Genomic DNA, 23,710 nt, shown 5'->3' with positions numbered 1-23,710 from the left:
CGCGCGCAACCGCTTGCGGCGCGGCGGAGCGCTCATCCGATCGCCCCCCACGACCGATAGTCCTCGACATGCGCATTGGGTCGGCGAAAGCTGGTGAAGCTCATGCTCGCCGATAGGTCGAGCGCTTCGACCTGGTGCCACCAGCCGACCGGCAGAAAGATACCTTCGCCGGGCCCGATGATCGTTTCGAGGACCGGCGGCGTCGCGCCATCGCCTTCGCCCGCAGGTAGCGGATCATTGCCCCAGTCGGAGAAGCAGTGGCGGCTGTTGCGCATCCGCGCGAAGGCCCAGGGCGGCGCCATGCGCACGCTTTTGCGGCCGATCACCTGCACGAGGAGATTGTTCGTGAGATCATGGTGCCACGGCGTGAGCGTGCCGCGCGGCCCGAGCCAGAAGAAGCCGTCGCGCTCACGCCTGTCGTCCAGCAGCGCAATCGGCGCCATATCTTCCCACAAGGGCGCGAGCGCCGCGGCATTGTTGCCGCTGTTGTAGGCGGTCAGATAGATGTCGTTGCTCGCCTCGTCCTTGCGCAGCCAGTCGATCAGTTCGCCGAAGCGGACGAGGCGGCGATGGTCGTCCTTGTCGAGTTCATAGTCCGGATCGCGCTCGCGTTCGACCTGCGCCTCGACCACGTTGTTGCCCGCGACCGCGTCGAAATGATCGAGCGACCAGCACGTCAGCGCGGGCCAATGGTCGATGATACCGGTCAGCTTCGCGGGCCGGTTCGCCTCGTAATAATGCCGGTAAAATAATTCGGTGTCGGGCTTGTCGAGCATATCGAGCGCGAAGCCGCCCTCGGCCTCGAACGCGAGGCGCTGCTGGTTCGCAAACAGCCAGCCCTGCTTCGCCATCCGCGCCGCCTGCTGCCGCAGCATCGCCGCCATCGGATCCTTCGCCAGCCGGTCGACCTCGTACTTCGCCGCCGCCGCCGACACGCCCGCTTCGACCAGCCGCGCGTGGAGCAGCGCATCGTCGTCGCCCGCCGCCAGGCCTTCGGCAAGCAGCATGCGTTTGTCGGGCTGGGGCATCGTCACAATCTCCTCGGCCCGCTCAAGGCCAGCGACATGACAAAAGCATGACAGCGTCAGTCGCCTGGTGGCCCCTTGTAATCCGCACCATAGACCGCGGCGCGGAAATCGCGGTGGAGCGTGCCGTCATAGGGCATCGTCTGGACGAAAAAGACCGCGGTCAGCTTGTTCACCGGATCGACCCAGAACAAGGTCGAGGCCGCGCCGTCCCAGAAAAATTCCCCGACAGCGCCGCGATTTTCCCCAGGTGTCTGCGGCGGCCGCTTGCGCACCGCGAAATCCAGGCCGAAGCCGACCGCGCCCTTTTCGGGGAGCCACAGCCGCTCGGCGATCGCGGGGTCGAGCTGGTCGGTCGACATCAGCTTCACCGTCGAAGGCTGGAGGATGCGCGCACCGTCGAGTTCGCCTTCGTTCAGCAGCATCCGCGCGAACCGCTGATAATCGTCGAGCGTCGAGGCGAGCCCGAAACCGCCGGGCGTCAGCGCGTGGTCCTGAAAATTGAGCGTCCGCGCCTCGGCATCGGGCATCTGTCCGAGCTTACCGTCCTGCTTGACGTTCATCGCCGCGAAGCGCGGCAGGCGTGCGTCGGGCTGGCGCCACGCGGTGTCGGTCATCTTCAGCCGCTCGAAGATATGCTCGCGGACATAGTCGGCGAAAGGCTGGCCCGACAGTTTCTCGACCAGCGCCGCCTGCACATCGACGCCGATGCTGTAGCTCCACTGGCTCCCCGGCTGGAAGAGCAACGGGACCCCGGCGAGGCGGCGGTTCATCTCGGGAAGCCCGATCGTCAGGGCGAGCGGGTCGGCGGCGACATAGGCGTCGTGCGCCGGAGTCGGCCCCGGACCATAGGCGAAACCCGCCGTGTGGCGCATGACGTCGCGGATCGTGATCGGACGCTCGACAGGGACATAGATCGGCTGGCCCGCCGCATCGCGGCCCGCATAGACGCGCATGGCCGCATATTCGGGGAAATATTTCGCCAGCGGGTCGTCAAGGTGGAACCTGCCCCGTTCCCAGAGCTGCATCAGGGCAACCCCGGTCACCGGCTTGGTCATCGAGAAGATCTGCGCGATCGTATCGCGGCGCATCGGCCGCCCGGCCTTGCGGTCGGCCATACCGGCACTGCCGAAATAAACCTCCTTGCCATCCCGCCAGATCAGCGCCGAAGCCCCCGCGGCGCGGCCGCTGTCGACCATATGTCTCAGGGCGGTGTCTATCCGCGTCTCGTCGATCGTCAGCGCCTCGGCCGGTGCCGGCCGCGCTTGCAGCGGCGGCGCGATCGCCGCCGACGCCGCACACGCCATCGTCATCGCCAGCGCCATTGCCAGTCGCTTGCCGCGCATATCGTCTCTCCGCCGTCGCCGCGGTTCGTCGCGGATCGGCGCGCACCACATGGCATCGGACAGGATGGGTCAACCCGAATAGGTTTGCGGGAAAGGCTATTCGGTCGTCGCTGGTTCCGCAGCGGGCGTTTTCGCGGCGGTCAGATCGCCGTTCTGGATCAGCCATTGCGGATAACCCGCCTGCACCGACGCCATGATCCGGTCAATCGCCGCGGCAACCTGTTCGCCTTCGGCCTCGCGGTCGCGCTGGACGATCACGCGGCGCGCCTGCGCGTCGATCAGCACCCGCTCGCGCGGCAGCAATTCACCGACCGTCAGTCCCGCGAGGATCGCGCGGCTGTCCTCCTCGCGCCGTTCGAGCGTCGCAAGGCGGCGATTGAGCTGCTCTTCGACCTGCACTGCGGCATTCGTCTGCTGCCTCAGCTGGACGATGCTGACGCGCACATTGCGATCGAGTTCGCCGTGAACTTTCGCTGCGAGTTGCGTGTCGAGCCTTGCGGCATAACGATCGACAAGCACGACGCCGTCGATAGCAATCGCGTCACGCTCCATCCGGACGTTGAGGCTGTCGACGCGATCGTTTTCGTCGAGCAGCGACCTGAGTTCGGTTTGCACGATCGATCGGGCGCGCACCTCGCCCGCAAGGCTGTTGAGCGTCAGCGCGAGCGGGATCGACAATATGCCCAGCGTCGTGACGATGCCGGCGACCTGCATCGCCGTATGCTGCGGCGTCAACGATGGTCCGAATTTGTTGATTCGCGCCACGATCGTCGCGGCAAAGGCGATCGCAAGCGTGTTGGTGAGGAACAGCAACGCCGCACCCAGCGCAAAGTCGAAGCGGCCGGTCGCCAGCCCGAAACCGACGGTCGACAGCGGCGGAACCAGTGCGGTCGCGATGGCCACACCGACCATCACCCCCGACAGCTTGCGCATGATCGCATAGACGCCAGCAATGCCGCCGACGACCGCGACACCGAGGTCGAGCAGCGTCGGCTGTGTCCGAGCGCGCAGTTCGAGGGTGACGTCGCGGATCGGCGACAGCCAGATGAGGAACATCGCGACGAGGATGGCGACCGCCATGCCCGCCGCCATCGTCACCAGGGAACGCTTGATCAGGTTGCTTTCGAGCGTCGCAAGGCCAAACCCGATACCCATGATCGGACCAAGCAGCGGCGATACGAGCATCGCGCCGATGACGACCGCCGTCGAGCTCTGCAGAAGGCCGAGCGTTGCGATCGCGGCCGACAGCGTGATTAGTAGCAGGAATTTCTTGTTGAGCCGCGCGTCGCGCGCGACGCTCGCGAGGACGAGAGCGCGCCCGTGGACCTCGTCGTCGCCGAGGCCATTGTCGTCATCATCGACCTCGCGCCCGGCTCCGGGGCGCGCGGACCGGCGACCACCGGCGTTGAACGGTGCATCGCCCAGTCCGGGCACCCCGGGATGGTTGCCGGCCATATGGGCGGACGGTTAGATCTTGCCGGTCAGTTCGGGAACGGCATTGAACAGATCGGCGACGAGGCCGAAGTCGGCGACCTGGAAGATCGGCGCGTCCTCGTCCTTGTTGATCGCGACGATCGTCTTCGAATCCTTCATGCCCGCGAGATGCTGGATCGCACCCGAGATGCCGATCGCGAAATAGACTTCGGGGGCGACGATCTTGCCGGTCTGGCCGACCTGATAGTCGTTGGGGACATAGCCCGCGTCGACCGCAGCGCGGCTGGCGCCGAGCGCGGCGCCGAGCTTGTCGGCGAGCGGGACGATGACTTCCTGATATTTCTCGCTCGAACCCAGCGCGCGGCCGCCCGACACGATGATCTTGGCCGAGGTGAGCTCTGGGCGATCCTGCTTGGCGATCTCGGCGCCGACGAAGCTCGAGATACCGGCGTCGCCGCCAGCCGAAACGGCTTCGACCGCGCCCGAGCCGCCCGAGGTGGCAGCCTTTTCGAAGGCCGTGCCGCGAACGGTCAGGACGAGCTTGGCATCCGACGATTCGACGGTCGCGATCGCGTTGCCGGCGTAGATCGGGCGGGTGAAGGTCTTCGGACCCTCGACCGACAGGATTTCCGAAATCTGCATGACGTCGAGCAGCGCGGCAACGCGCGGCGCGATATTCTTGCCGGTGGTCGTGGCGGGCGCGACGAAGGCGTCGTGCGACGCCATCAGCTCGGCGACGAGCGGCGCGATATTTTCGGGCAGGTTGTGACCGAAAGCGGCGTTGTCGGCGACATGCACCTTCTGGACGCCCGCGATCTGCGCGGCGGCACTGGCGACACCGCCGACGCCCTCGCCCGCGACGAGCAGGTGGACTTCGCCAAGCTTCGACGCAGCGGTCACCGCGGCGAGCGTGGCATCCTTGACGGCGCTACCGTCATGTTCGACCCAAACGAGCGTTTTCATGAGTGCACTCCCATCGCCTTCAGCTTGGCAACCAGTTCATCGACATCGGCGACCTTGACGCCCGCCGAGCGGACGGGCGGTTCGGACACCTTGACCGTCTTGACGCGCGGCGTCGTGTCGACGCCGTAGTCGGCGGGGGTCTTGGTATCGAGCGGCTTCGACTTCGCCTTCATGATGTTCGGCAGCGAGGCATAGCGCGGCTCGTTCAGACGCAGGTCGGTGGTGACGATCGCGGGAAGCTTGAGCTTCACCGTTTCGAGACCGCCGTCGACTTCGCGCGTCACGCTGACATGATCGCCCTCGACATTGACCGCGCTGGCGAAGGTGCCCTGTGCCCAGCCGGTGAGCGCGGCGAGCATCTGGCCGGTCTGGTTGTTGTCGCCGTCGATCGCCTGCTTGCCGAGGATCACGAGACCGGGCGCTTCGGCATCGGCGATCGCCTTGAAGATCTTGGCGAGCGCGAGCGGCTCGACCTCATCGTCGGTCTGCACCAGGATCGCGCGGTCGGCGCCCATCGCGAGCGCGGTGCGCAGCGTTTCCTGCGCCTTCGCCGGACCGACAGAAACGGCGACGATCTCGGTCGCGACGCCCTTTTCCTTGAGGCGGATCGCTTCTTCGACCCCGATCTCGTCGAACGGATTCATCGACATCTTCACATTGGCGAGGTCAACGCCCGTGCCGTCGGCCTTCACCCGCGGCTTCACGTTGTAATCGAGCACCCGCTTCACGGGGACGAGGATTTTCATGGCTTTAAAAGCTCCTCTCAGCAAATTGTGCACTGCGCCATAGTTGCGCTTTACGTAAACGTCAACCTAGCAGTCCCCAAACCCCTTCTCCCTTGAGGGGAGAAGGATAGGGAGCCTTATCGCCGCAGGCGATTAGGCGGACTTGGATGAGGGTGAGCGGAGCAAAGCTCCGCGCGAGCCTTTGGCTCGCATACCCCTCACCCGGCTTCGACTAGCGAGCAAGCTCGCAACTCTCCGCATCCCTCTCCCACAAGGGGAGAGGGTCTAGTTTCTTATCACGCAGCCTTGGCAACCTCGGCGACGATTTTCTTTGCCGCGTCGCCCAGATCGTTGGCCGCGACGATCGGCAGCCCCGAATTGGCGAGGATGTCCTTGCCCTGCTGGACGTTTGTGCCTTCGAGGCGGACAACGAGCGGGACCGACAGGTTCACTTCCTTCGCCGCGGCGACGATACCCTCGGCGATGATGTCGCACTTCATGATGCCGCCGAAGATGTTGACGAGGATGCCCTCGACCGCCGGGTCCTTCAGGATGATCTTGAACGCGGCCGTGACCTTTTCCTTGCTGGCGCCGCCGCCGACGTCGAGGAAGTTCGCCGGGAAGGCGCCGTTCAGCTTGATGATGTCCATCGTCGCCATCGCGAGGCCGGCGCCGTTGACCATGCAGCCGATGTTGCCGTCGAGCTTGATGTAGGCGAGGTCATATTCGGACGCCTCGACTTCGGCCGGGTCTTCCTCGGTCAGGTCGCGCAGTTCGGCGATATCCTTGTGGCGGAACATGGCATTGCCGTCGAAGCCCAATTTGGCGTCGAGGACGAGCAGTTCGTCGCCGTTCGCGCCTTCGCAGACGGCGAGCGGGTTGATCTCGATCTGCTCGGCATCGGTCGCGAGGAACGCATCATAGAGGCCGGCAAGAACCTTCGCGGCCTGCTTCGCAAGATCGCCCTCAAGTTCGAGCGCGGCGGCGACGCTGCGGCCGTGGTGCGGCATCAGGCCGGTCGCGGGGTCGATCGTGATCGTGTGGATCTTTTCGGGCGTGTTGTGCGCAACGGTTTCGATGTCCATCCCGCCTTCGGTCGAGGCGACGACCGCGATGCGGCTCGATGCGCGGTCGACGAGCAGCGCGAGATAATATTCTTTCTTAATGTCGGCGCCGTCGGTGATGTAGAGGCGGTTGACCTGCTTGCCGGCTTCGCCGGTCTGGATCGTCACCAGCGTGTTGCCGAGCATTTCGCGCGCGTGGCTTTCGACTTCCTCGAGCGTCTTGGCCAGGCGGACGCCGCCCTTCGCATCGGGGCCGAGTTCCTTGAACTTGCCCTTGCCGCGGCCACCCGCATGGATCTGCGACTTCACGACATAAAGCGGCCCGGGCAGCTGCTTCGCCGCAGCGACAGCTTCCTCGACGCTCATCGCGGCGATGCCCTTGGGGATGGCAACGCCAAATTTCGCGAGCAGTTCTTTCGCCTGATATTCGTGGATGTTCATGAGGTCTGCCGGGCCTTTCGACTCTGGAAGGGGAGAAGAATGGCGCCGCATAAGCACAAGTTGCGCGGCAAGGCTACCCCTGCCGCGTCCAGAAAAACTTGGACTGCCGAAAGCGCGGGCTAAGTCGTTAACGCAGCGCGCAAAGCGCCGCCGAACTGGTCGTCACGGTCAATATCTCGGGATCCTTGAGCGCGCGGACCTTGTGCAGGAACTGGTCGAACGACAGGTCGCCGAGCCGCTTCTCCTTCAGGCTGCCCAGCGCCGACAGGCGACGAAGCTGTACGAGCGACAGCCGGTCGACCATCCGTTCGGCCATGCACGCCGACATCGCCTTGGAAAGCCCGGCATTATTGAGCCCGGTGCGCAATCGCGCCTCGGGGGTGGCGCAGCCCGCGAGCATCAGCGTGGCGGCGACCAGAGGCAGAATGGCAAAACGCATCGTCTATCTTCCATGAAATTCGGCAACGGCGCCCGATACCGCCTGCATGAGCTGCATACGAGCGGGAATCGGCGACGCCGTACTACCCATCATCACGACGATCGCATAGCGCGTGCCGTCGGGCGCGGTCGCGATGCCGATGTCGTTATAACCCGCGGTGGTGCCGTTGAGATCCTGCCCCGTCCCGGTCTTGTGCAGAAACTGCCAGCCGGCCGGGAGCCCGGCCTTGAGGCGCTTCGGTCCGCTCTTGGTCCGGCTCATCACGCCGAGCAGATAATCGGTCGATTCGGGCGACAGCAATGTCCCGCGCGCAAGCCGCGTAAGGCCGCTCGCGATCGCCGAGGGGCTCGCGCCATCGACCGGGTTTGCCAGATAATTGTCCATCGCCGCGCGGCGCGTTGCGGGCGGCAGCGCGGCACGAGCTGCCTGGAAATTGCGCCCGATCGAATAGCTCTGCTGCCACGTCAGCCCCGCGGTGCCGGCCTGCAACAGCCGTTCGCCGGGGCCGAAGCGGATCGAGCCCAGATCCTTTTTGCGAAGAAAGGCGCGCACCGCCTCGGGACCGCCGACGGTGCGCAACAGGCTGTCGTTCGCAAGATTGTCGCTGTGGGTGATCGCGGTCTCGATAAGGTCGCGAACGCTCATCGTCACGCTCCCCTCGGCGCGGACGCGAGCGGCGAGCGGCTGGTGGAAGACGACCAGATCCTCGGGACCGATCCGCACGCGCTGGTCGAGGCTCAGCCGGCCGTTGTCCACCGCGTCGAGCACCGTCATCGCCACCCACAGCTTCGAAACGCTCTGCTGAGGGAACAGGTCGGGGCCACGCTGCGCGATCGCCCATTCGCCGTCGATGCGCTGGACCGCGATGCCAACCCTGCCCGGATAGGCGCGCCACAGCGCATAGATCCGATCGCTGAGGCCAGGCGCAGGGCGGCGGAAGCCGGGATCCAGCGTCCCGCGCGGCGGGGCCGCGTTGCGCACCGGCTGCCCGATCGGCACCGTCACGGCGCCCGAACCTTGCGGCGCTTGCGCCTGACGCGGCGGCGGCACAATCGCCGCGCTGCTCACGCACCCCGCGAGCAAGGCGGCACCAATCGTCAAACCGAGCAGCGGCCTGCCCGAAAAGTGAAACGTCATTCAAACCCCGCGGCTACAGCCGTCATCATCGTCCCGACCCCTTTGGTCGGCCTATTGGTCCCGCAGGCGGGCGGCAGGGGCCAGCGATTTGCGACGAATGATTCCCGACGCACGGTGAGCGGCGGAACCTCTGCCGGTCAGGGCGCCGGAACCTTGCGTACAAGGTCGGGATAGAGGCGCTTCAAGGCTGCGAGCTTCGGCGCATCCCATCGCACGATGTAGGGATTCGATGGGTTCAGCCGCATGAAATTCTGGTGACTCGCTTCGGCCGGATAGAAGGTCTTGTAGCTTTCGATCGGCACGATCACCGGCTTCGCGAAATATTTCCCCTTGCCGATCTGCGCCAGATAGGCGGTTGCCACCTGCCGCTGCGTTGCATCCATCGGAACGATCGCGGCGCGATATTGGGTGCCCGAGTCGGGACCCTGACGGTTCTTGAGCGTCGGGTCGGCAACGACCGAAAACAGCACGCGCAGCAGGGTGCCATAGCTGACCTGCGTCGGGTCATAGACGATGCGCACCGCCTCGGCATGGCCCGAGGTGCCGTCGTGCGTCAGCTCGTATTTCGCGGTCGCCCTGCTGCCGCCATGATAGCCCGACTCGACCGAGATCACGCCCTTCACGTTGGAAAAGACGCCCTCGACGCCCCAGAAACAGCCGCCCGCGAGAACGGCCGTCGCACGCTTGGTCTTGACCGCAGGATCGACGGCAGCGGCGGGGAGCTTGACGACGCTTTCGGCCTGCGCGGGCGCGCATTGCGACAGGACGGCCGCGGCGAGCAGGGCGACGAGCGGGCGGACCCGCGGCGTCACAGCGCCATCGCGAACGCCGGATGCTGGATCATCACGATCAGCCCGCCGATCGCGAAGCCGGCGAGCATGGTCGAAAACCAGTCGGAGCGGAGAAGGGAAACCATGGGAGCCTCTTTTTTGCATGTCATCTTATACGGTGGAGCCGGAGCTCCGGTTACACCGAACGATATGGCGCGCCCCTTGCCATCGTGCAGTGATCGCCGTCACCCTTAAGGGAGACGGCTTACTATCGGGTGAACCGACCTGTTGTCCGCGGTTCAGCTTAGCGCCGCGCACGCCTGCTGGATGCGCACGCAGGCTTCCTTGAGCACCGCTTCCGACGTCGCATAGGAGACGCGGAACGCCGGCGACAGGCCGAAGGCGCCGCCATGCACCGCCGCAACACGTGCGCTGTCGAGGAAATAGTCGATCAGTGCCTCGTCGGTGTCGATCAGCTTTCCGTCGGGGGTCTTCTTGCCCATGCAGCCGCTGGCGTCGGGATAGACGTAGAAGGCGCCGTCGGGGACCGGGCACGACAGGCCCGGCGCGTCGTTGAGCATCGCGACCACCATGTCGCGGCGCTTCCGGAACGCGGCGTTGCGGTCATCGAGAAACTGCTGCGGCCCGCCGAGCGCGGCCGCAGCCGCCGCCTGCGCGATCGAACAGGGGTTCGAAGTCGACTGCGACTGGAGCTTGCCCATCGCCTTGATCAGCCAGGCGGGACCGCCGGCATAACCGATGCGCCAGCCGGTCATCGCATAAGCCTTCGAACAACCGTTCACGGTCAGGATACGGTCGATGAGATCCGGGCAGCGCTGCGCGATCGTCGAGAATTCGAAATCGGCGTACCAGACATGCTCGTACATATCGTCGGTCATCACCATCACGTGCGGATGGCAGCGGACGACTTCGCCGATCGCGTCGAGCTCTTGCGGCGAATAGGCCGCGCCCGACGGGTTCGAGGGCGAGTTGAAGATGATCCAGCGCGTCTTTTCGGTGATCGCCGCGTCGAGCTGCGCGGGTGTGATCTTGTAGTTCTGCGCAGCCGACGCCTCGATCACGACGGGTTTGCCGCCGCAAAAAGCGACGATGTCGGGGTAGCTCACCCAATAGGGCGCCGGAATGATCACCTCGTCACCCTTGTCGACGGTCGCGACCAGCGCGTTGAACAAGGTGTGCTTGCCGCCGACGTTCACCGTGATCTGGTCGAGGCCGTACTCGAGGCCGTTGTCGCGGCGGAACTTGCCGCGGATCGCTTCCTTCAGCGCCACCGTGCCGTCGACGAGCGTATATTTGGTCTGGCCATTGCGAATGGCCTCGATCGCGGCTTCCTTGACGAAGTCCGGCGTGTCGAAATCGGGCTCGCCGGCCGACAGGCCGATCACGTCGATGCCTTCGGCTTTCAGCTTGGCGACGCGCGCGGTCATGGCGAGCGTAGCCGACGGCTGGATGCGGTTCAGGGCGGCGGACGTATGCGGCTTCAGCGACATGGGTCAGGCTTTCCGTGGCTTGCGCGGATCGATTGCGAATTGACAGGAAATTGCGCGCGGCCGCGCCTAAAGCCTCCGGCTCATATTCGCAAGCGCGCAGCGGTATAATTTACCTATGCACTGCGCGTCACGCGGACGAAGGCTCGGCCAGCCGCGCCGGAACCAGCCCGCGAAGCGAATTGCCAATGTAGAAGCCCTCGGCAAGGTCGGCGAGCCGCAGGTGCGATTCGGCGGCGCGGCCCTTTTCGATCAGTTCGGCGCGCAGCACCCCGGGCAGCAGCCCCAGCGACAGCGGCGGGGTCAGCAGCACGCCGTCGCGCTCGACGAAGATATTGCTCCAGCTCCCCTCGGTGACGAAGCCCGGTTCGTCGACGAACACCACTTCGGCCGCGCCGCTCTCGATCCGCGCCGCGTCATAGGTCGCGCGCAGGCTGGTCTTGTGCGCCAGGCGGAAATCGTCCGCCGCCATCGGCGCGGGCCGCGCGACGACGGGCACGGGCAGTTCGGCAAGGCGTGGCAACGGCGACACCTCGATCGCCAGTGCGCCCGACGACGAAAGCCGCATCCGCACTCGCGCCGCGGTACGAAGGCGGAAGGTCGCCGATTGCAGGCTGTTGCGCGCGCCATGGCGGTCGAACGCGAAACCGAATGCCGCAGCGCTCGCCTTCATCCGGGCCAGATGCCCTTCAAGGCGCTGAACGCCCTCGACAGGGTCGAAAAACATCGTCTCGAGAAGGTCGAAGCTTTCCCCCGCTGCGCCCACAAATTCCCCCTTGGCCAGACATTCGCGCCATTCCTCCGCCGGCTGGCTATCGGCGACGATCCCGGAACCGAGCCCCAGCGTGGCGCAAGCCGCGCCGTCGCGCAAGCCGCTCTGCGACGGAAAGATCAGCGTGCGGATTGCAACGTTGAACGCCGCGTCGCCCCCTGCCTCGATGAAGCCGATCGACCCCGTGTAGAGGCCGCGCGCATCGCTCTCCAGCTCGTCGATGATTTCCATCGCGCGCACCTTCGGCGCGCCGGTGATCGATCCGCAGGGGAAGGCGGCGCGCAGGACGTCGACCGCCCCCGCCCATTCGGGCAGCGTCGCGGTGACGTCCGACACGAGCTGGTGGATCGTCGGAAAGCTTTCGACGCGGAACAGATCGGGCACCGCGACCGTACCCGGCACCGCGACGCGCGACAGGTCGTTGCGGATGAGGTCGACAATCATCAGATTTTCGGCGCGCTGCTTCGGATCGGCCGCCAGCTCGCGCGCCGCGGCCGCGTCGGCCGCCCCCTCCGCCAGCCGCGCCGCGGTGCCCTTCATCGGCCGCGCCATCACCTCGCGCCCGCGCAGCGCGAAGAAAAGCTCGGGCGAGTGCGACGCGATCGCCTGCGTGCCGGTCCAGATGAAACCGCCATAGCCGGCGCGCGCGGTCCGGCGCAGCCGGGCATAGACCGCGAGCGGATCGCCGAGCACCGGCACGTCGGCGCGGAAGGTCAGGTTCGCCTGATAGATATCGCCGGCGCGGATATAATCGAGCACGCGCGCCACCGCTGCCTCATAGGCCGCGCGCGCGATACGCGGTGCGACGCGGCCGACCCACGCGGCGTCGGAATCGGGAAAGAGAGCTGGCACGGCATCGGCTGCGATCCGCTCGACGCTCCGGAACAGTCCGAACCATGCCAGTGGCGCATCGTCGCCGGGATCGCCCGCCGCACCGCGCCACGCGGGCGCCAGTCCCTTCCCGGCTTCATAGGCCAGGTAGCCCGCGGCGTGGAGCCCGCGGCGCGGCGCGACTTCGAGCTGATCGAGCAGCGCCGGGATCTGGTCTGCCGATGCCGCCGTCAGCACCTGGGCCGGGTCGCGGAACAGGCGTGCCGGCGCGGCGCCATGCACGCGTGCATCGTCGAGAAGGACGAAGGCCTGCTCGTCCGGACCTGTTGCCAGTCGCATCATCGCCGTCGTCGGCAAACCTCCACGATGCGCTTATCGCTCGCGGCGCACCTTGACCGACGGCCGCCCCTCGAGGCTGAGGAAAAAGGTGCCGAGCGTGCCCGACTTGATCTCGACCTTCTGCCCGACGCGCGGGCGCAGCGGCATTCGCTTGCCGTCGGTCTGGACCCACAGCGATCCATCCGCCATTTCCATGCGATAGCCGTCGGCGCCATCGGCAACCGATGCAATGGTGGTTTCGACCCGCTCGATTTTGTCCGCGTCGTCGTCGCCGCCGAACAGACCGAGGCTCGGCAAGGTAAAGCCGAACAGGCCGCGCCGCGTCTTCTTGACCGTTTCCTTGTCGGCAAAGGTGATTTCGCGCGCCTGGTCGGCCGCCGACAGCTCGCCGACCTCGCGGTCGAAGCAGGCGAGGCGCGCGGTGGGGTCGGCGATATCGCGGCAGGCATAAAGTTCGTTGATCTGCGCGGGGCGCGGCGGCGCTTCCTTGTCCTTGGCGACCGCCGGCGCAGCCATGCAGGCGATAAGGACGATGGGCGCGCCGAGACGCACGATATGCTGCAACACCATGGACGAACCCCTGTCAGACCGGACGGTCCCCTGACTAGCCGCCGCCGCCCTGCGCCGCAAGATTGCGGACGCAGCGAAGCCTGCCTAGAGTGATGTAAATAGCACAGATGAAAGGGTCTCCCTCCGCGATGACGCCCCCCTACGACTGGTCGACCGATTACCGCCACCCGACGAAGTGGGACCAGTTGTTCGAGCCGCTCTCGCTGCCCGCGATGCTCGCGGCGAGCGTCGCGGCGAAGCGCGATGCGCCGATGCTCGACTTCATGGGCCGGCATTTTTCGTACACGGAAGTCGCGAACGGCGTCGCGCGGGTCGCGCGCGGGTTGCAACAGCTCGGAATCGGCAAGGGCAGCCGCGTCGGCCTGTTCCTGCCCAACGTGCCGCATTACGTCGCCGCCTATTATGGCGCGCTTGCCGCGGGCGCGACGGTGGTCAATTTCTCGCCGCTCTACACCGCGCACGAACTCGAAGCGCAGGTCGAGGATTCGGGCACCGACACCTTGTTCACGATTAGCGCCGCTGCGCTGCTGCCGACCGCGCTCGAAGTGCTCGACGGATCGAGCCTCAAGCGGCTGGTTGTCGGCTCGATCGCCGGCGGGCTCCCGCACGCAAAATCGGTTCTCTATCGCCTTTTCAAGCGCAAGGAGGTCGCGCCGCTGCCCGCCGACCCGCGCGTCATCCGCTTCTCGGCGCTCACCGACAATGACGGCAAGCCCGATGCGGTCGCAATCGACCCCGAACGCGACGTCGCGCTGATCCAGTACACCGGCGGCACCACCGGCACGCCGAAGGGCGCGAAACTCACCCACCAGAACCTGACCGCCAATGCGCGGCAGGTGAACGGCATCGACCCCGACCATGACGCCGGCGACCGCATTCTCGGCGTCCTCCCCTTCTTCCACGTCTTCGCCAACACCTGCGTGCTCAACCGCACCGTCCTCAACGGCGGAATGATCACGATGCTGCCGCGTTTCGACGCCAAGGGCGCGCTCGAGGCGATCACCCGGACCAAGGCGACCGCGCTGCCGGGCGTGCCGACGATGTACCAGGCGCTGCTCGACCATCCCGACCTCGCCAAAACCGACTTCTCCTCGCTGCGTGTCTGCATCTCGGGCGGCGCGCCGATGCCCGCCGAGCTGCGCGAGAAATTCATCGCCGCGACCGGCGCCTCGCTCGTCGAGGGCTATGGCCTCACCGAAAGCTCGGGCGTCGTTGCGACCAACCCCTATGACGGCCCGGTCAAGCCCGGTACGATCGGGCAGCCGATCCCCGCGACGCACATCCGCCTGCTCGACAAGGAAGACCCGTCGAAGGACGCGCCCGCGGGCGAGCCCGGCGAACTCGCGGTGAAGGGCCCGCAGATCATGCAGGGTTACTGGAACCGGCCCGACGCCGACATGGACAGCTTTACCCCCGATGGCTGGCTGCGCACCGGCGACGTCGCGACAATCGATGCTGACGGCTACATCCGCATCGTCGACCGGCTGAAGGACATGATCGCGGTCGGCGGGTTCAAGGTCTATCCGAGCGTGATCGAGGCGCATCTCTACGAGCATCCTGCGGTCAAGGAAGCCATCGTCCTCGGCGTCCCCGACGCCTATCGCGGCGAAGCGCCCAAGGCGTTCGTGACGCTGAAGGAAGGTTTCGAGGTTTCGGGCCAAGCGCTTGCCGCCTGGCTCAACCCCCAACTCGGCAAGCATGAGCGGGTGACGGCGGTCGAGGTGCGCGACAGCCTGCCCAAGACGATGATCGGCAAGCTGGATCGGAAGGCGCTGCGGGCGGAGGCCGGCGCCTGAACGGCCGCGACGATATTTTGTTACAATGAGACATTGTAACCTTGGTCATGATATGCCATATCCCGCCTCGCAGTTGGTCCAACGGAGAATCGGGTGACCCAAGTCGCCAATCACAGCCATGCATGGCCGCGCTTCGGCGCGCTGGTGCGGGCTGCGCGTGATTCGCGCCCGCTGACTTCGCTGACCGGCGACCAGCTCGCCATGGGGCTGTCGGGGCTCTGCCTCGTCCACTGCCTTGCAACGACGATCTTTTTCGCCTCGATCGCGTCGGTCGGGGGTGTGTTCCTCGAAAGCCATCTGTTCCATGAAATCGGCTTGGTCATTGCAATCGGCTTCGCGCTGATCACGCTCGTCTCGGGGGTGCTCAGCCACGGCTATATGATGCCGTTCGCGGTCGGCTGCTTCGGGCTCGGCATGATGGCGGGCGCACTGTCGCGGCCGCACGACGGCAGCGAGGTGCTGGCGACGATGATCGGCGTCGCGGTCGTTGCGCTCGGCCACGACCTTAACAGGCGCGCAACGCGCTGATACGCAGTCCCCGCAGCTTGCGGGGAACCTCCAAACGACATACATTGCCTTCGGACGGGGGCAGAGCGGCACGACGGCCGCGCAAGGAAGATCCAATGGGCAAGCATGAACATCCGCACGTCGAGGCGACCGGCGCCTCGCTCGCCAGAGCCGCACAGGATGCCCTCGAAAAGGGCGGCGAGGCCTGGACCGACATGCGCGCGCAGATTTTCGATGCGGTCGCCGAAATCGGCAAGCCCGCGAGCGCCTATGAAATCGCCGACATCGTCTCGCAAAAGCGTGGCAAGCGCGTTGCGCCGAACAGCGTCTATCGCATTCTCGACCTGTTCGTTGCGAACAACCTCGTCCGCCGGGTCGAAAGCGCCAACGCCTTCGTCGCGAACAGCCATCCGGGCTGCCTGCACGACTGCATTTTTCTGATCTGCGACAGCTGCGGCACCGCGGTCCATGTCGACAACGACAAGCTCTCGGACGGCGTCCGCGCCGCCGCCGAGGCAACGGGCTTCGCCGCCGAACGCCCGGTGATCGAAGTGCGTGGCAAATGCGCCGAGTGCCAATAGGTTGAATGACGACCTGCCGGCGGCGCGCTGGTGGTACGGGGCGCTGCTGCTTGGCATCGCTGTCCTGCTCTTGGGCCTGCACCTGGGGCAGGTTTTTCCGCCAGACGGCCATGCGGTCGATCCCGGCTATGGCGCGCCCGTCCTCGCGTTCGAATTCGCGGGCGGCCAACACGACCTGATCGCGATCTTCGGTCCCGAGAGCGATCCGCGGCAGGTCGGCCGCCTCGCCGCGATGCGGACGGGGAACGAGCAGGATTATGTCTACATGCTGCTCTACACGGGCTTCCTCGCATCGGGGCTCATCGCGCTCTCGCACGAATTGGGACTGCGCGCGTTGAAGGCCGCAGCAACGCTGCCGATCCTCGCGGGGCTCTGCGACGCATGGGAAAACTGGCTGCTCTTCGATATCCAGGCCGCCTTCACCGTCGGTGACTATTCGCCTGCGATGGCGAGCCTGCCCTATCCGGTAGCGGCGAAATTCGCGTTGCTGGCGCTCACCAATGTCGCGATCGGCCTCGGCATCGCGCGGATCGGCCGCTGGCACGAGCTGGCCGGGACGCTCGTCATCGTTGCCTGCGTGCCTGTGCTGATGGCGATCGCCGTGCCCGCGCGTTACGGCTGGACCCTGCTCGCATCGACCGGCGGCGGCTGGATCGTGCTGATCGGCCTTGCGATGATGGCAAGCTGGCGCGCGGCGGTGCGCAAGCGCCCGCTTGTGGAACCCGAAATACCGGCACCCGCCACGCGCCGCGCCGAACCTGACGCGGCACCGGCCCACAAGCGCTTCGGCCGCCGCGGCGCCTAAGCCCCTTCCCACCCCGGGCCGCCGGGTCTAGGGAGACGGCGAATCCTGAAACAGGAAAGGGGCTGCACCCATGAACACCGTCGTCATCCGCGAGGACGATCTGATCGAGACGATCGCCGACGCGCTCCAGTACATCAGCTATTTCCACCCGATGGACTATATCCGCGCGCTCGCGGCGGCCTATGAGCGCGAGGTGTCGCCCGCCGCGAAAGACGCGATGGCGCAGATATTGTCGAACAGCCGGATGTGCGCCGAGGGGCATCGCCCGATCTGCCAAGACACGGGCATCGTGACCGTCTTCATCAAATGGGGCATGGACTGCCGCCTCGACAGCCCCCGCAGCCTGCAGCAGGTGGTCGATGAAGGCGTGCGCAAGGCATACCTCCACCCCGAAAACAAGCTGCGCGCCTCGATCCTCGCCGACCCGGCGTTCAGTCGCGTGAACACCAGGGACAACACCCCCTCGGTCCTTAACGTCGAGATGATCCCCGGCAACAAGGTCGTGATCGACGTCGCCGCCAAGGGCGGCGGCAGCGAGAACAAGTCGAAGTTCAAGATGATGAACCCGTCGGATTCGATCGTCGACTGGGTGCTCGAAATGGTGCCGCAGATGGGCGCCGGCTGGTGCCCGCCGGGCATGCTCGGCATCGGTATCGGCGGCACCGCCGAAAAGGCGATGTTGCTTGCGAAGCAGTCGCTGATGGACCCGATCGACATGACCGAACTGCTCGCGCGCGGCCCGAGCAATCCGACCGAGGAACTGCGCATCGAGCTTTATGAAAAGGTCAACGCGCTCGGCATCGGCGCGCAGGGGCTTGGCGGGCTCGCCACCGTGCTCGACGTCAAGATCGCCGACTGGCCGACCCACGCGGCGTCGAAACCCGTCGCGATGATCCCGAACTGCGCCGCGACCCGCCACGCGCACGTCACCCTCGACGGCAGCGGCCCCGCCTTCCTCGAACCGCCGGTGCTCGCCGATTATCCGCAGATCGACTGGAAGCCCGACAAGGCGGCGATCAGCGTCGATCTCGACAATCTGACCCCCGAGGTGGTCGCGAGCTGGAAACAGGGCGACCGCCTGCTGCTCAACGGCAAGATGCTCACCGGCCGCGACGCCGCGCACAAGCGCATCGCCGACATGCTCGCCAAGGGCGAACAGCTCCCCGTCGAGTTCAAGGGCCGCGTCATCTATTATGTCGGCCCGGTCGACCCCGTCGGCGAGGAAATCGTCGGCCCCGCCGGCCCGACGACCGCGACGCGCATGGACAAGTTCATGGACATGATGCTGGAGCAGGGCTTGCTCGCCTGCGTCGGCAAGGCCGAACGCGGTCCCGCCGCGACGCAGGCGATCGCCAAGCACAAGAGCGCCTATCTGATGGCGGTCGGCGGCGCGGCCTATCTCGTCGCGCGCGCCATTAAAGGCAGCAAGGTCGTCGGCTTCGCCGATCTCGGCATGGAGGCGATCTACGAGTTCGAGGTGAAAGACTTCCCGGTCACCGTCGCGGTCGATAGCGAAGGCCAGAACGTCCACGTCAACGCGCCGAAGCTGTGGCAGAAGCGCATCGCCGACGAGGGACTGCTCGAGAAGGCGTGAGGGAGCGCGGCGATGGCGAAGAGCGAAGACATCGATCTCTACTCGCCTCTCCCGCCCGACGAGATCGCGCGCAAGCTCAAGGCGGTCATGGACGATCCGATGACGACCGCAACGGCGCGCGTCTATGGCAGCGGCAGCCAGTATGACATGACGCTGCGCTATGCGCGTCGCAACGTCCAGAATCCGATGGCCCCGACGCTCGAAGCGGCGATGGAGCCCGAGGGCGAGGGCACGCGGATCACTGGCACGCTCGGCCTGACGCGATCGGGGCGCCTCTTCCCTTTCGTATGGCACGGTTTCCTGTCGCTGTTCGTGATCGTGGGGGTCACCGTCGCCTGGTTCGTGCCCGAAGCCCTGCTGTTCGGCGTGATCTTCGCAGGGATTCCGCTGTTCATGATGGTCGTCGGCTCCCTCGCCTTCCGCGCTGGCGGCGCAAAGGATGACGAGGACCGGCGCGAAATCATGCGCTTCCTGAGCCGCGAACTCGACGCGCGGCCCGCCGCCTAACGCTGGCTGCGCATCCGTTCGACGAACAGCGCGACGTCCATCGCATCGTCGCCCGGCTCGCGCGGCGCATATTGCGCGAAGGCGGCATAGGCCTCGGCCCAGCGCTCCTCCATCCGCACGACATTATAGGGGTGGCTGACGAGATAGAATTGGCCCGCCTCCATCTGCGGGACGATGCGGTCCGCAAAGACATCGGCGTCCATCGCGGCGGCGGCGTGGCGCGTCATGTCGGACTTGACCCAGCCGGGGATGATGACGCCGACCTCGATATTATCCGGCGCCTCGTTGCGCAGCGTGTCCATCAGCCCGACGACGGCATGTTTGCTCGCCACATAGATGCCGCCGTTCGTGCGCACCGCGTTGAACAGCCCGTTCTCCGACGCCGTCGCATAGATCGCCGAGGGCAGCCCATCCTCGCGGAAACGCCGCCCGAAGGTGCGGATGCAATTCCACACACCCCAGAAATTGACCTCGATCAGCGCGCGCGCCGCAGCATCGTCGGTGTCGAGGATTTCCGTCCGGACCCCACCCACGCCGGCGTTGGCGATGATCGCGTCGGCGCGGCCATGCTGATCCCGCGCGAAATCGGCGAGCGCTTCGACCGCCGCCGCATCGGTGACATCGCCCGCGACGGACAGCGCCTCGATCCCGAGCGCGCCCAGCGCCGCGACCGCCTCGGCGAGCTTGTCGGCGCGCGGCTCGAACAGGATGATCCGCGCGCCCGCAGCGCCGATGCGCTTCGCCAGCGCAAAGCCGATCCCCGTCGCCCCGCCGGTGATGACGACGCTCTTGCCCTGAAAGTCCATCGCGCCTCTCCTTCCTTGCAAGGCTAGGCGCGCTGCGCCATCAGCGTCAACGCAGCAGGGGATCAACGATGAGCTTCACCCTCACACCCATCGGCCATGTCCGCGGCGGCCGCGCCGACGCGATCGACGACGACTGGGGCGCCAGCCGCGCGACGATCGCTCTCGACCCCGATAAATTCACCCCCGACGCGTTCGCCGGCCTTGCCGACTTCAGCCACGCCGAGGTGATTTTCCTCTTCGACAAGGTGCCCGACGAGAAGATCGAGACCGGTGCACGCCATCCGCGCAACCGCGCCGACTGGCCGCTCGTCGGCATCTTCGCGCAGCGCGGCAAGAACCGCCCCAACCGCCTCGGCCTCACCACCTGCCGCATCGTCGTGGTCGACGGCCTGACTGTCGAGGTCGAGGGGCTCGACGCGATCGACGGCACGCCCGTCCTCGACATCAAGCCGGTGATGGTGGAGTTTCTCCCGCGCGGGGATGTGCGACAGCCGGACTGGTCGCACGAATTGATGCAGGGATATTGGGAAAAATCATGACGACGGGGAAAGGGACTGACGATGCACGATGACGATCAGGCGATCCGGATGTTGCTCGAGCGGCGCGGCCTGATGCGCGGTGCGGCCATGCTAGGCGCCGGCGCGATGGCGATGAGTCCACTTCCCGCCCTCGCCGCGAGCAGCCAGAGCGTCGCGATCCGCAAGGCGGCCGAAGCCGGCAAGGACGCCTCGCTCAAGCGGCTGCGCGACTGGATCGCCCTCCCCTCGATCGCTGCCGAGAACCGCAATATGCCCGAGGGCGCGGCCTATATGGCCGAACTCGCGAAGGATGCGGGCTTCACCAATGTCGAGATCATCCCGACAGACGGCCATCCCGGCGTCTTCGGGACGATCGACGCCGGCGCGAAACGCACGCTCGGCATCTATTTCATGTACGACGTCAAGCAGTTCGATCCCGCCGAATGGTCGTCGCCGCCGCTCGAAGGCAGGATGATCGACAAGCCCGGCTTCGGCCTGTCGATCGTCGGCCGCGGCGCGGTGAACCAGAAGGGTCCCGAGGCGACCTTCCTCGCCGCGCTCCACGCGATCCGCGCCGCCAAGGCGAAACTGCCGGTGAACATCGTCCTCGTCTGCGAGGGCGAAGAGGAGATCGGCTCGCCGCACTTCCGCCAGGTCGCGACCAAGCCCAACGTCCTCGCCGCGCTCAAGACATGCGACGGCATTTTCATTCCCTTCGCCTCGCAGGACAAGACCGGCGCGGTCGACGTCAATCTGGGGTCGAAGGGGATCATCGAACTCGAACTGATCGCGAGCGGCGCAAAATGGGGCCGCGGGCCGAAGGGCGATGTCCACTCCAGCCTGAAGGCGATGATCGACTCGCCCGTCTGGCGGCTGGTGCAGGCGCTCCAGACGCTCGTCACCCCCGACGGCAACACCCCGGCGATCGAGGGCTGGTTCGAAAACGTCCGTCCGCTGACCGACCGCGAAAAGGCGCTGATCCGCGAAGCCGCGAAGGGCGCCGACGAAGCCGCAGAAAAGGCGGCGCTCGGCGTCGACGTCTGGATCGACAATCTCAAATATGACGACGCGCTGATCCGTCTCGCGCAGGAGCCGACGGTCAATATCGAAGGGCTCGTCGCGGGCTATACCGGCCCCGGCGGCAAGACGATCCTGCCCGGCAAGGCGGTCGCCAAGCTCGACCTCCGCCTCGTCCCGAACCAGACGCGCGCCGAGGCCGAGAAGAAGCTCCGCGCCCATCTCGACAAGCATGGCTTCACCGATGTCGAAATGAACGTCTCGGGCGGCTATGACCCGACCGAGGTCGCCGAGGACAGCCGCCTCGTCCGCACCGAGCTTGCGGCCTACAAGGCGCTCGGCGTCAAGGCGAATATCAACGCGCGGCTCGCGGGCAGCTGGCCCGGCGCGACCTTCACCGCCCCGCCGGTGTCGATCCCCGCCGCGCACTTTGGCATCGGTCATGGTTCGGGCGCGCACGCGCCGAACGAATATTATCTGATCGATTCGACCAACCCGAAGGTCGCGGGAATGGTCGACGCGACGATGGGCTTCGTCGAATTCCTCTACACGCTGGCGGCGATCAAGTGAGCGGGCTCAACGGTGTCGCCCATGTCATCCTGACCGCGGGCGACTTCGCGCGCTCGACCGCCTTCTGGCGCGAGATGATCGGCTATCTGGGCCTCAAGCTCGTGCTCGACAGCGACTATATGCTCTATGGCGTCGGCGGCCGCACCGCGATCGGGATCCGCACCCCCAGCCCCGAAAATGCGGGCAAACGCTTCGATCAGGGCGCGCCGGGGCTGCACCACGCCTGCTTCCGGATGCGCGACCGCGCGGCGGTCGATGCGGTCCACGCCTTTCTGGCAAGCCGCGGCGACGTGCATATCGTCCATGCGCCGCAGGAGGAGCCGTGGGCGCCGGGCTATTATTCGGTCCTGATCGAGGATCCCGACGGCATCCGCATCGAATTCAACCATGTTCCCGGCGCGGGCCTGCTTATCGATGGCGAGGAAATCGGCGGCGCCGACGCGTTCGACGGCAGCTAGAATCCGTACACCAGCGTCAGCCGCGTCAGCGTGTCGACATTCTCGACGCCGGGCGGCGGGTTCGAATCGATCTCCGCTGAATAGGCGATGCGCGCCGACAAGGCGCCGGTGAGCTTGGCGTTGAGCGCGGTCAGCGAGCTCGTCGCGGTCTTGCTTTCGCCGACGATCGTCGAGGCGACCTGCGTCAGCCGCAGCGCGGGCGACAATTGCCATCCGAAATCGACCCCGGCGAGCCCGGTGATTTCGCTGTCGTGGCGGCCGCCGGTGAAATCGGTCTGCCGCCATGCGGGCCCGCCCTTCACGCTCAGGGACAGCCCCTCGCGATCGACGACCTTGTAACCGACGCCGCCCGACAGGTTCCAGCGCGTGTCATAGCCGAGGATACGGTCCTGCTCCCAGCGGCCGAGGCTATAGGCAAAGGCGCGCTCGCTCACCTTGTACTGCGGTTCGACCTCGACGACGAAACGCTCGACCGAGGTCTGGCCGTTGGTGCGCTGATAATCGGCCTGCGCGCGGAACTTGTGATTCCAGTCGATCCCCTGCCGCGTCAGCGCGACCCCGGCGCTGAGCCCGGTCGAATCGGTGTTGCCGCTGCTCAGCGTCGCGCCGATCTGCCCCTCGCCCTTCCAATTCTCATAGAATTTGGCGCTCGCCAGCTTCTCGCGCGCCGCCGCGGCCGCCTCGTCCTTCAGTCGCTGCCGTTCGGCGCGGTAGGCGACGAGCCGCGCCTCTATCTCTGTCGCCAGATCGGGATTGGTCGTCTTTGCCAGCGCGCCGACCGCCTCGACGTCGGCATCCTTGCCGCTCACGATCGCGGCGGCGAGCAGATCGCCGACCGGATCGGCCGGCGCGACCGGCGGATACTGGCTCCGATAGCGCGCGAGCAGCGCGTCGATCTCCGCGACATGATCGGGATTGGCCAGTTTCGCGACCTTGACCACCGTTTCGACATCGGCGTCCTCACCGCTCGCGATCGCGGCGTTGATCATCGCGCGGACCGCTTCCGATAACGGCGGGGGCGGCAGCACGACGATGGACTCGGGAACCGGATTGGCCAGCACCGGATCGACCAGCGCCGGGTTGGGCTGCGCCGGATGGGAAGATGCGTGCGCCGACGGGCCGGCGACCGCGAGCAGGCCGAGAGCCGCGAAGCGGGGGAGAGCGGTCATCGAATCGTCCTTCTTCGG

Annotated in this window: 23 protein-coding genes; 9 read left to right on the top strand and 14 right to left on the bottom strand. The window is 66.3% G+C overall.

Annotated features, from left to right (window positions below):
• Nucleotides 1-32 precede the first annotated feature (32 nt).
• From QOL68_RS01280 to QOL68_RS01225, 12 genes are all read right to left on the bottom strand, one after another.
• Nucleotides 33-1,028 carry a cupin-like domain-containing protein gene (locus QOL68_RS01280; RefSeq protein ID WP_282946230.1) on the bottom strand — a complete coding sequence of 332 codons (996 nt, stop codon included), beginning with the start codon at nt 1,026-1,028 and terminating at the stop codon, nt 33-35.
• A gap of 56 nt (nt 1,029-1,084) precedes the next feature.
• Nucleotides 1,085-2,371 (bottom strand): serine hydrolase domain-containing protein, encoded by a 1,287-nt coding sequence (locus QOL68_RS01275; RefSeq protein WP_282946229.1) that lies wholly within the window; start codon nt 2,369-2,371, stop codon nt 1,085-1,087.
• A 96-nt stretch (nt 2,372-2,467) separates the two neighbouring features.
• Nucleotides 2,468-3,826 carry a DUF389 domain-containing protein gene (locus tag QOL68_RS01270; RefSeq protein ID WP_282946223.1) on the bottom strand — a complete coding sequence of 453 codons (1,359 nt, stop codon included), beginning with the start codon at nt 3,824-3,826 and terminating at the stop codon, nt 2,468-2,470.
• A gap of 12 nt (nt 3,827-3,838) precedes the next feature.
• Nucleotides 3,839-4,768, bottom strand: a complete 930-nt coding sequence (locus tag QOL68_RS01265) for an electron transfer flavoprotein subunit alpha/FixB family protein (RefSeq protein WP_282946221.1) — start codon at nt 4,766-4,768, stop codon at nt 3,839-3,841.
• Nucleotides 4,765-5,514, bottom strand: a complete 750-nt coding sequence (locus tag QOL68_RS01260) for an electron transfer flavoprotein subunit beta/FixA family protein (RefSeq protein WP_204992491.1) — start codon at nt 5,512-5,514, stop codon at nt 4,765-4,767. The genes QOL68_RS01265 and QOL68_RS01260 overlap by 4 nt, the downstream gene beginning before the upstream one ends.
• Nucleotides 5,515-5,789: 275 nt before the next feature.
• Nucleotides 5,790-6,998 carry an ADP-forming succinate--CoA ligase subunit beta gene (gene sucC / locus QOL68_RS01255; RefSeq protein ID WP_282946218.1) on the bottom strand — a complete coding sequence of 403 codons (1,209 nt, stop codon included), beginning with the start codon at nt 6,996-6,998 and terminating at the stop codon, nt 5,790-5,792.
• Nucleotides 6,999-7,125: 127 nt separating this feature from the next.
• Entirely contained in the window at nt 7,126-7,437 is a 312-nt protein-coding gene (locus tag QOL68_RS01250) for a hypothetical protein (RefSeq protein WP_058455663.1), read from the bottom strand.
• A 3-nt stretch (nt 7,438-7,440) separates the two neighbouring features.
• On the bottom strand, nt 7,441-8,574 hold the full coding sequence (gene bla, locus QOL68_RS01245; protein ID WP_282946215.1) for a class A beta-lactamase: 1,134 nt from the start codon (nt 8,572-8,574) through the stop codon (nt 7,441-7,443).
• A gap of 137 nt (nt 8,575-8,711) precedes the next feature.
• Nucleotides 8,712-9,386, bottom strand: a complete 675-nt coding sequence (msrA, locus tag QOL68_RS01240) for a peptide-methionine (S)-S-oxide reductase MsrA (protein ID WP_282946213.1) — start codon at nt 9,384-9,386, stop codon at nt 8,712-8,714.
• Nucleotides 9,387-9,643: 257 nt separating this feature from the next.
• Entirely contained in the window at nt 9,644-10,855 is a 1,212-nt protein-coding gene (locus QOL68_RS01235; RefSeq protein ID WP_282946211.1) for a pyridoxal phosphate-dependent aminotransferase, read from the bottom strand.
• Nucleotides 10,856-10,982: 127 nt separating this feature from the next.
• Nucleotides 10,983-12,794 carry an aminodeoxychorismate synthase component I gene (pabB, locus tag QOL68_RS01230; protein ID WP_282946209.1) on the bottom strand — a complete coding sequence of 604 codons (1,812 nt, stop codon included), beginning with the start codon at nt 12,792-12,794 and terminating at the stop codon, nt 10,983-10,985.
• A gap of 33 nt (nt 12,795-12,827) precedes the next feature.
• Nucleotides 12,828-13,364 carry a hypothetical protein gene (locus QOL68_RS01225; RefSeq protein ID WP_282946207.1) on the bottom strand — a complete coding sequence of 179 codons (537 nt, stop codon included), beginning with the start codon at nt 13,362-13,364 and terminating at the stop codon, nt 12,828-12,830.
• 128 nt (nt 13,365-13,492) lie between these two features.
• Here QOL68_RS01225 and QOL68_RS01220 point away from each other — a divergent pair, with 128 nt between their 5' ends.
• From QOL68_RS01220 to QOL68_RS01195, 6 genes are all read left to right on the top strand, one after another.
• A complete protein-coding gene (locus QOL68_RS01220; protein ID WP_282946205.1) occupies nt 13,493-15,160 on the top strand; it encodes an AMP-binding protein in 1,668 nt (555 codons plus the stop codon).
• A gap of 93 nt (nt 15,161-15,253) precedes the next feature.
• Nucleotides 15,254-15,688: a MerC domain-containing protein gene (locus tag QOL68_RS01215; protein WP_349252311.1), complete on the top strand. Its 435-nt coding sequence runs from the start codon at nt 15,254-15,256 to the stop codon at nt 15,686-15,688.
• 95 nt (nt 15,689-15,783) lie between these two features.
• Nucleotides 15,784-16,248: a Fur family transcriptional regulator gene (locus QOL68_RS01210; protein ID WP_282946203.1), complete on the top strand. Its 465-nt coding sequence runs from the start codon at nt 15,784-15,786 to the stop codon at nt 16,246-16,248.
• Nucleotide 16,249: 1 nt separating this feature from the next.
• Nucleotides 16,250-17,053 (top strand): hypothetical protein, encoded by an 804-nt coding sequence (locus QOL68_RS01205; RefSeq protein ID WP_282946201.1) that lies wholly within the window; start codon nt 16,250-16,252, stop codon nt 17,051-17,053.
• A 70-nt stretch (nt 17,054-17,123) separates the two neighbouring features.
• On the top strand, nt 17,124-18,647 hold the full coding sequence (locus tag QOL68_RS01200; protein WP_282946199.1) for a fumarate hydratase: 1,524 nt from the start codon (nt 17,124-17,126) through the stop codon (nt 18,645-18,647).
• 12 nt (nt 18,648-18,659) lie between these two features.
• Nucleotides 18,660-19,154 (top strand): hypothetical protein, encoded by a 495-nt coding sequence (locus QOL68_RS01195; RefSeq protein WP_282946197.1) that lies wholly within the window; start codon nt 18,660-18,662, stop codon nt 19,152-19,154.
• Here QOL68_RS01195 and QOL68_RS01190 read toward each other — a convergent pair.
• Complete coding sequence (locus QOL68_RS01190) at nt 19,151-19,960, bottom strand: SDR family NAD(P)-dependent oxidoreductase (protein WP_282946196.1); 810 nt, start codon at nt 19,958-19,960, stop codon at nt 19,151-19,153. The genes QOL68_RS01195 and QOL68_RS01190 overlap by 4 nt on opposite strands.
• A gap of 68 nt (nt 19,961-20,028) precedes the next feature.
• Here QOL68_RS01190 and QOL68_RS01185 point away from each other — a divergent pair, with 68 nt between their 5' ends.
• The 3 genes from QOL68_RS01185 to QOL68_RS01175 are packed head-to-tail and all read left to right on the top strand — an operon-like array spanning nt 20,029 to nt 22,523.
• A complete protein-coding gene (locus QOL68_RS01185; RefSeq protein WP_058455652.1) occupies nt 20,029-20,499 on the top strand; it encodes an SAM-dependent methyltransferase in 471 nt (156 codons plus the stop codon).
• 21 nt (nt 20,500-20,520) lie between these two features.
• Nucleotides 20,521-22,065, top strand: coding sequence for a M20/M25/M40 family metallo-hydrolase (locus QOL68_RS01180; RefSeq protein WP_282946177.1), 1,545 nt, complete (start codon nt 20,521-20,523; stop codon nt 22,063-22,065).
• Entirely contained in the window at nt 22,062-22,523 is a 462-nt protein-coding gene (locus QOL68_RS01175) for a VOC family protein (RefSeq protein WP_282946176.1), read from the top strand. Before QOL68_RS01180 ends, QOL68_RS01175 begins: the two co-directional genes overlap by 4 nt.
• Here the strand turns inward: QOL68_RS01175 and QOL68_RS01170 are convergent.
• Nucleotides 22,520-23,692: a DUF481 domain-containing protein gene (locus tag QOL68_RS01170; RefSeq protein ID WP_282946174.1), complete on the bottom strand. Its 1,173-nt coding sequence runs from the start codon at nt 23,690-23,692 to the stop codon at nt 22,520-22,522. The genes QOL68_RS01175 and QOL68_RS01170 overlap by 4 nt on opposite strands.
• Nucleotides 23,693-23,710: the final 18 nt, after the last annotated feature.

The sequence above is a fragment of the Sphingopyxis sp. Geo25 genome, assembly GCF_949769135.1.
Classification (GTDB): Bacteria; Pseudomonadota; Alphaproteobacteria; order Sphingomonadales; family Sphingomonadaceae; genus Sphingopyxis.
Note: the sequence above shows the minus strand (reverse complement) of the source record. Positions and strands in the feature narration are given on the sequence as shown.

Coding starts and splice junctions, on each gene's coding strand:
- QOL68_RS01280 (WP_282946230.1), bottom strand. CDS start 1,028: ATGCCCCAGCCCGACAAACGCATGCTGCTTGCCGAAGGCCTGGCGGCG.
- QOL68_RS01275 (WP_282946229.1), bottom strand. CDS start 2,371: ATGCGCGGCAAGCGACTGGCAATGGCGCTGGCGATGACGATGGCGTGT.
- QOL68_RS01270 (WP_282946223.1), bottom strand. CDS start 3,826: ATGGCCGGCAACCATCCCGGGGTGCCCGGACTGGGCGATGCACCGTTC.
- QOL68_RS01265 (WP_282946221.1), bottom strand. CDS start 4,768: ATGAAAACGCTCGTTTGGGTCGAACATGACGGTAGCGCCGTCAAGGAT.
- QOL68_RS01260 (WP_204992491.1), bottom strand. CDS start 5,514: ATGAAAATCCTCGTCCCCGTGAAGCGGGTGCTCGATTACAACGTGAAG.
- sucC (WP_282946218.1), bottom strand. CDS start 6,998: ATGAACATCCACGAATATCAGGCGAAAGAACTGCTCGCGAAATTTGGC.
- QOL68_RS01250 (WP_058455663.1), bottom strand. CDS start 7,437: ATGCGTTTTGCCATTCTGCCTCTGGTCGCCGCCACGCTGATGCTCGCG.
- bla (WP_282946215.1), bottom strand. CDS start 8,574: ATGACGTTTCACTTTTCGGGCAGGCCGCTGCTCGGTTTGACGATTGGT.
- QOL68_RS01235 (WP_282946211.1), bottom strand. CDS start 10,855: ATGTCGCTGAAGCCGCATACGTCCGCCGCCCTGAACCGCATCCAGCCG.
- pabB (WP_282946209.1), bottom strand. CDS start 12,794: ATGCGACTGGCAACAGGTCCGGACGAGCAGGCCTTCGTCCTTCTCGAC.
- QOL68_RS01225 (WP_282946207.1), bottom strand. CDS start 13,364: ATGGTGTTGCAGCATATCGTGCGTCTCGGCGCGCCCATCGTCCTTATC.
- QOL68_RS01220 (WP_282946205.1), top strand. CDS start 13,493: ATGACGCCCCCCTACGACTGGTCGACCGATTACCGCCACCCGACGAAG.
- QOL68_RS01210 (WP_282946203.1), top strand. CDS start 15,784: ATGGGCAAGCATGAACATCCGCACGTCGAGGCGACCGGCGCCTCGCTC.
- QOL68_RS01200 (WP_282946199.1), top strand. CDS start 17,124: ATGAACACCGTCGTCATCCGCGAGGACGATCTGATCGAGACGATCGCC.
- QOL68_RS01195 (WP_282946197.1), top strand. CDS start 18,660: ATGGCGAAGAGCGAAGACATCGATCTCTACTCGCCTCTCCCGCCCGAC.
- QOL68_RS01190 (WP_282946196.1), bottom strand. CDS start 19,960: ATGGACTTTCAGGGCAAGAGCGTCGTCATCACCGGCGGGGCGACGGGG.
- QOL68_RS01185 (WP_058455652.1), top strand. CDS start 20,029: ATGAGCTTCACCCTCACACCCATCGGCCATGTCCGCGGCGGCCGCGCC.
- QOL68_RS01180 (WP_282946177.1), top strand. CDS start 20,521: ATGCACGATGACGATCAGGCGATCCGGATGTTGCTCGAGCGGCGCGGC.
- QOL68_RS01170 (WP_282946174.1), bottom strand. CDS start 23,692: ATGACCGCTCTCCCCCGCTTCGCGGCTCTCGGCCTGCTCGCGGTCGCC.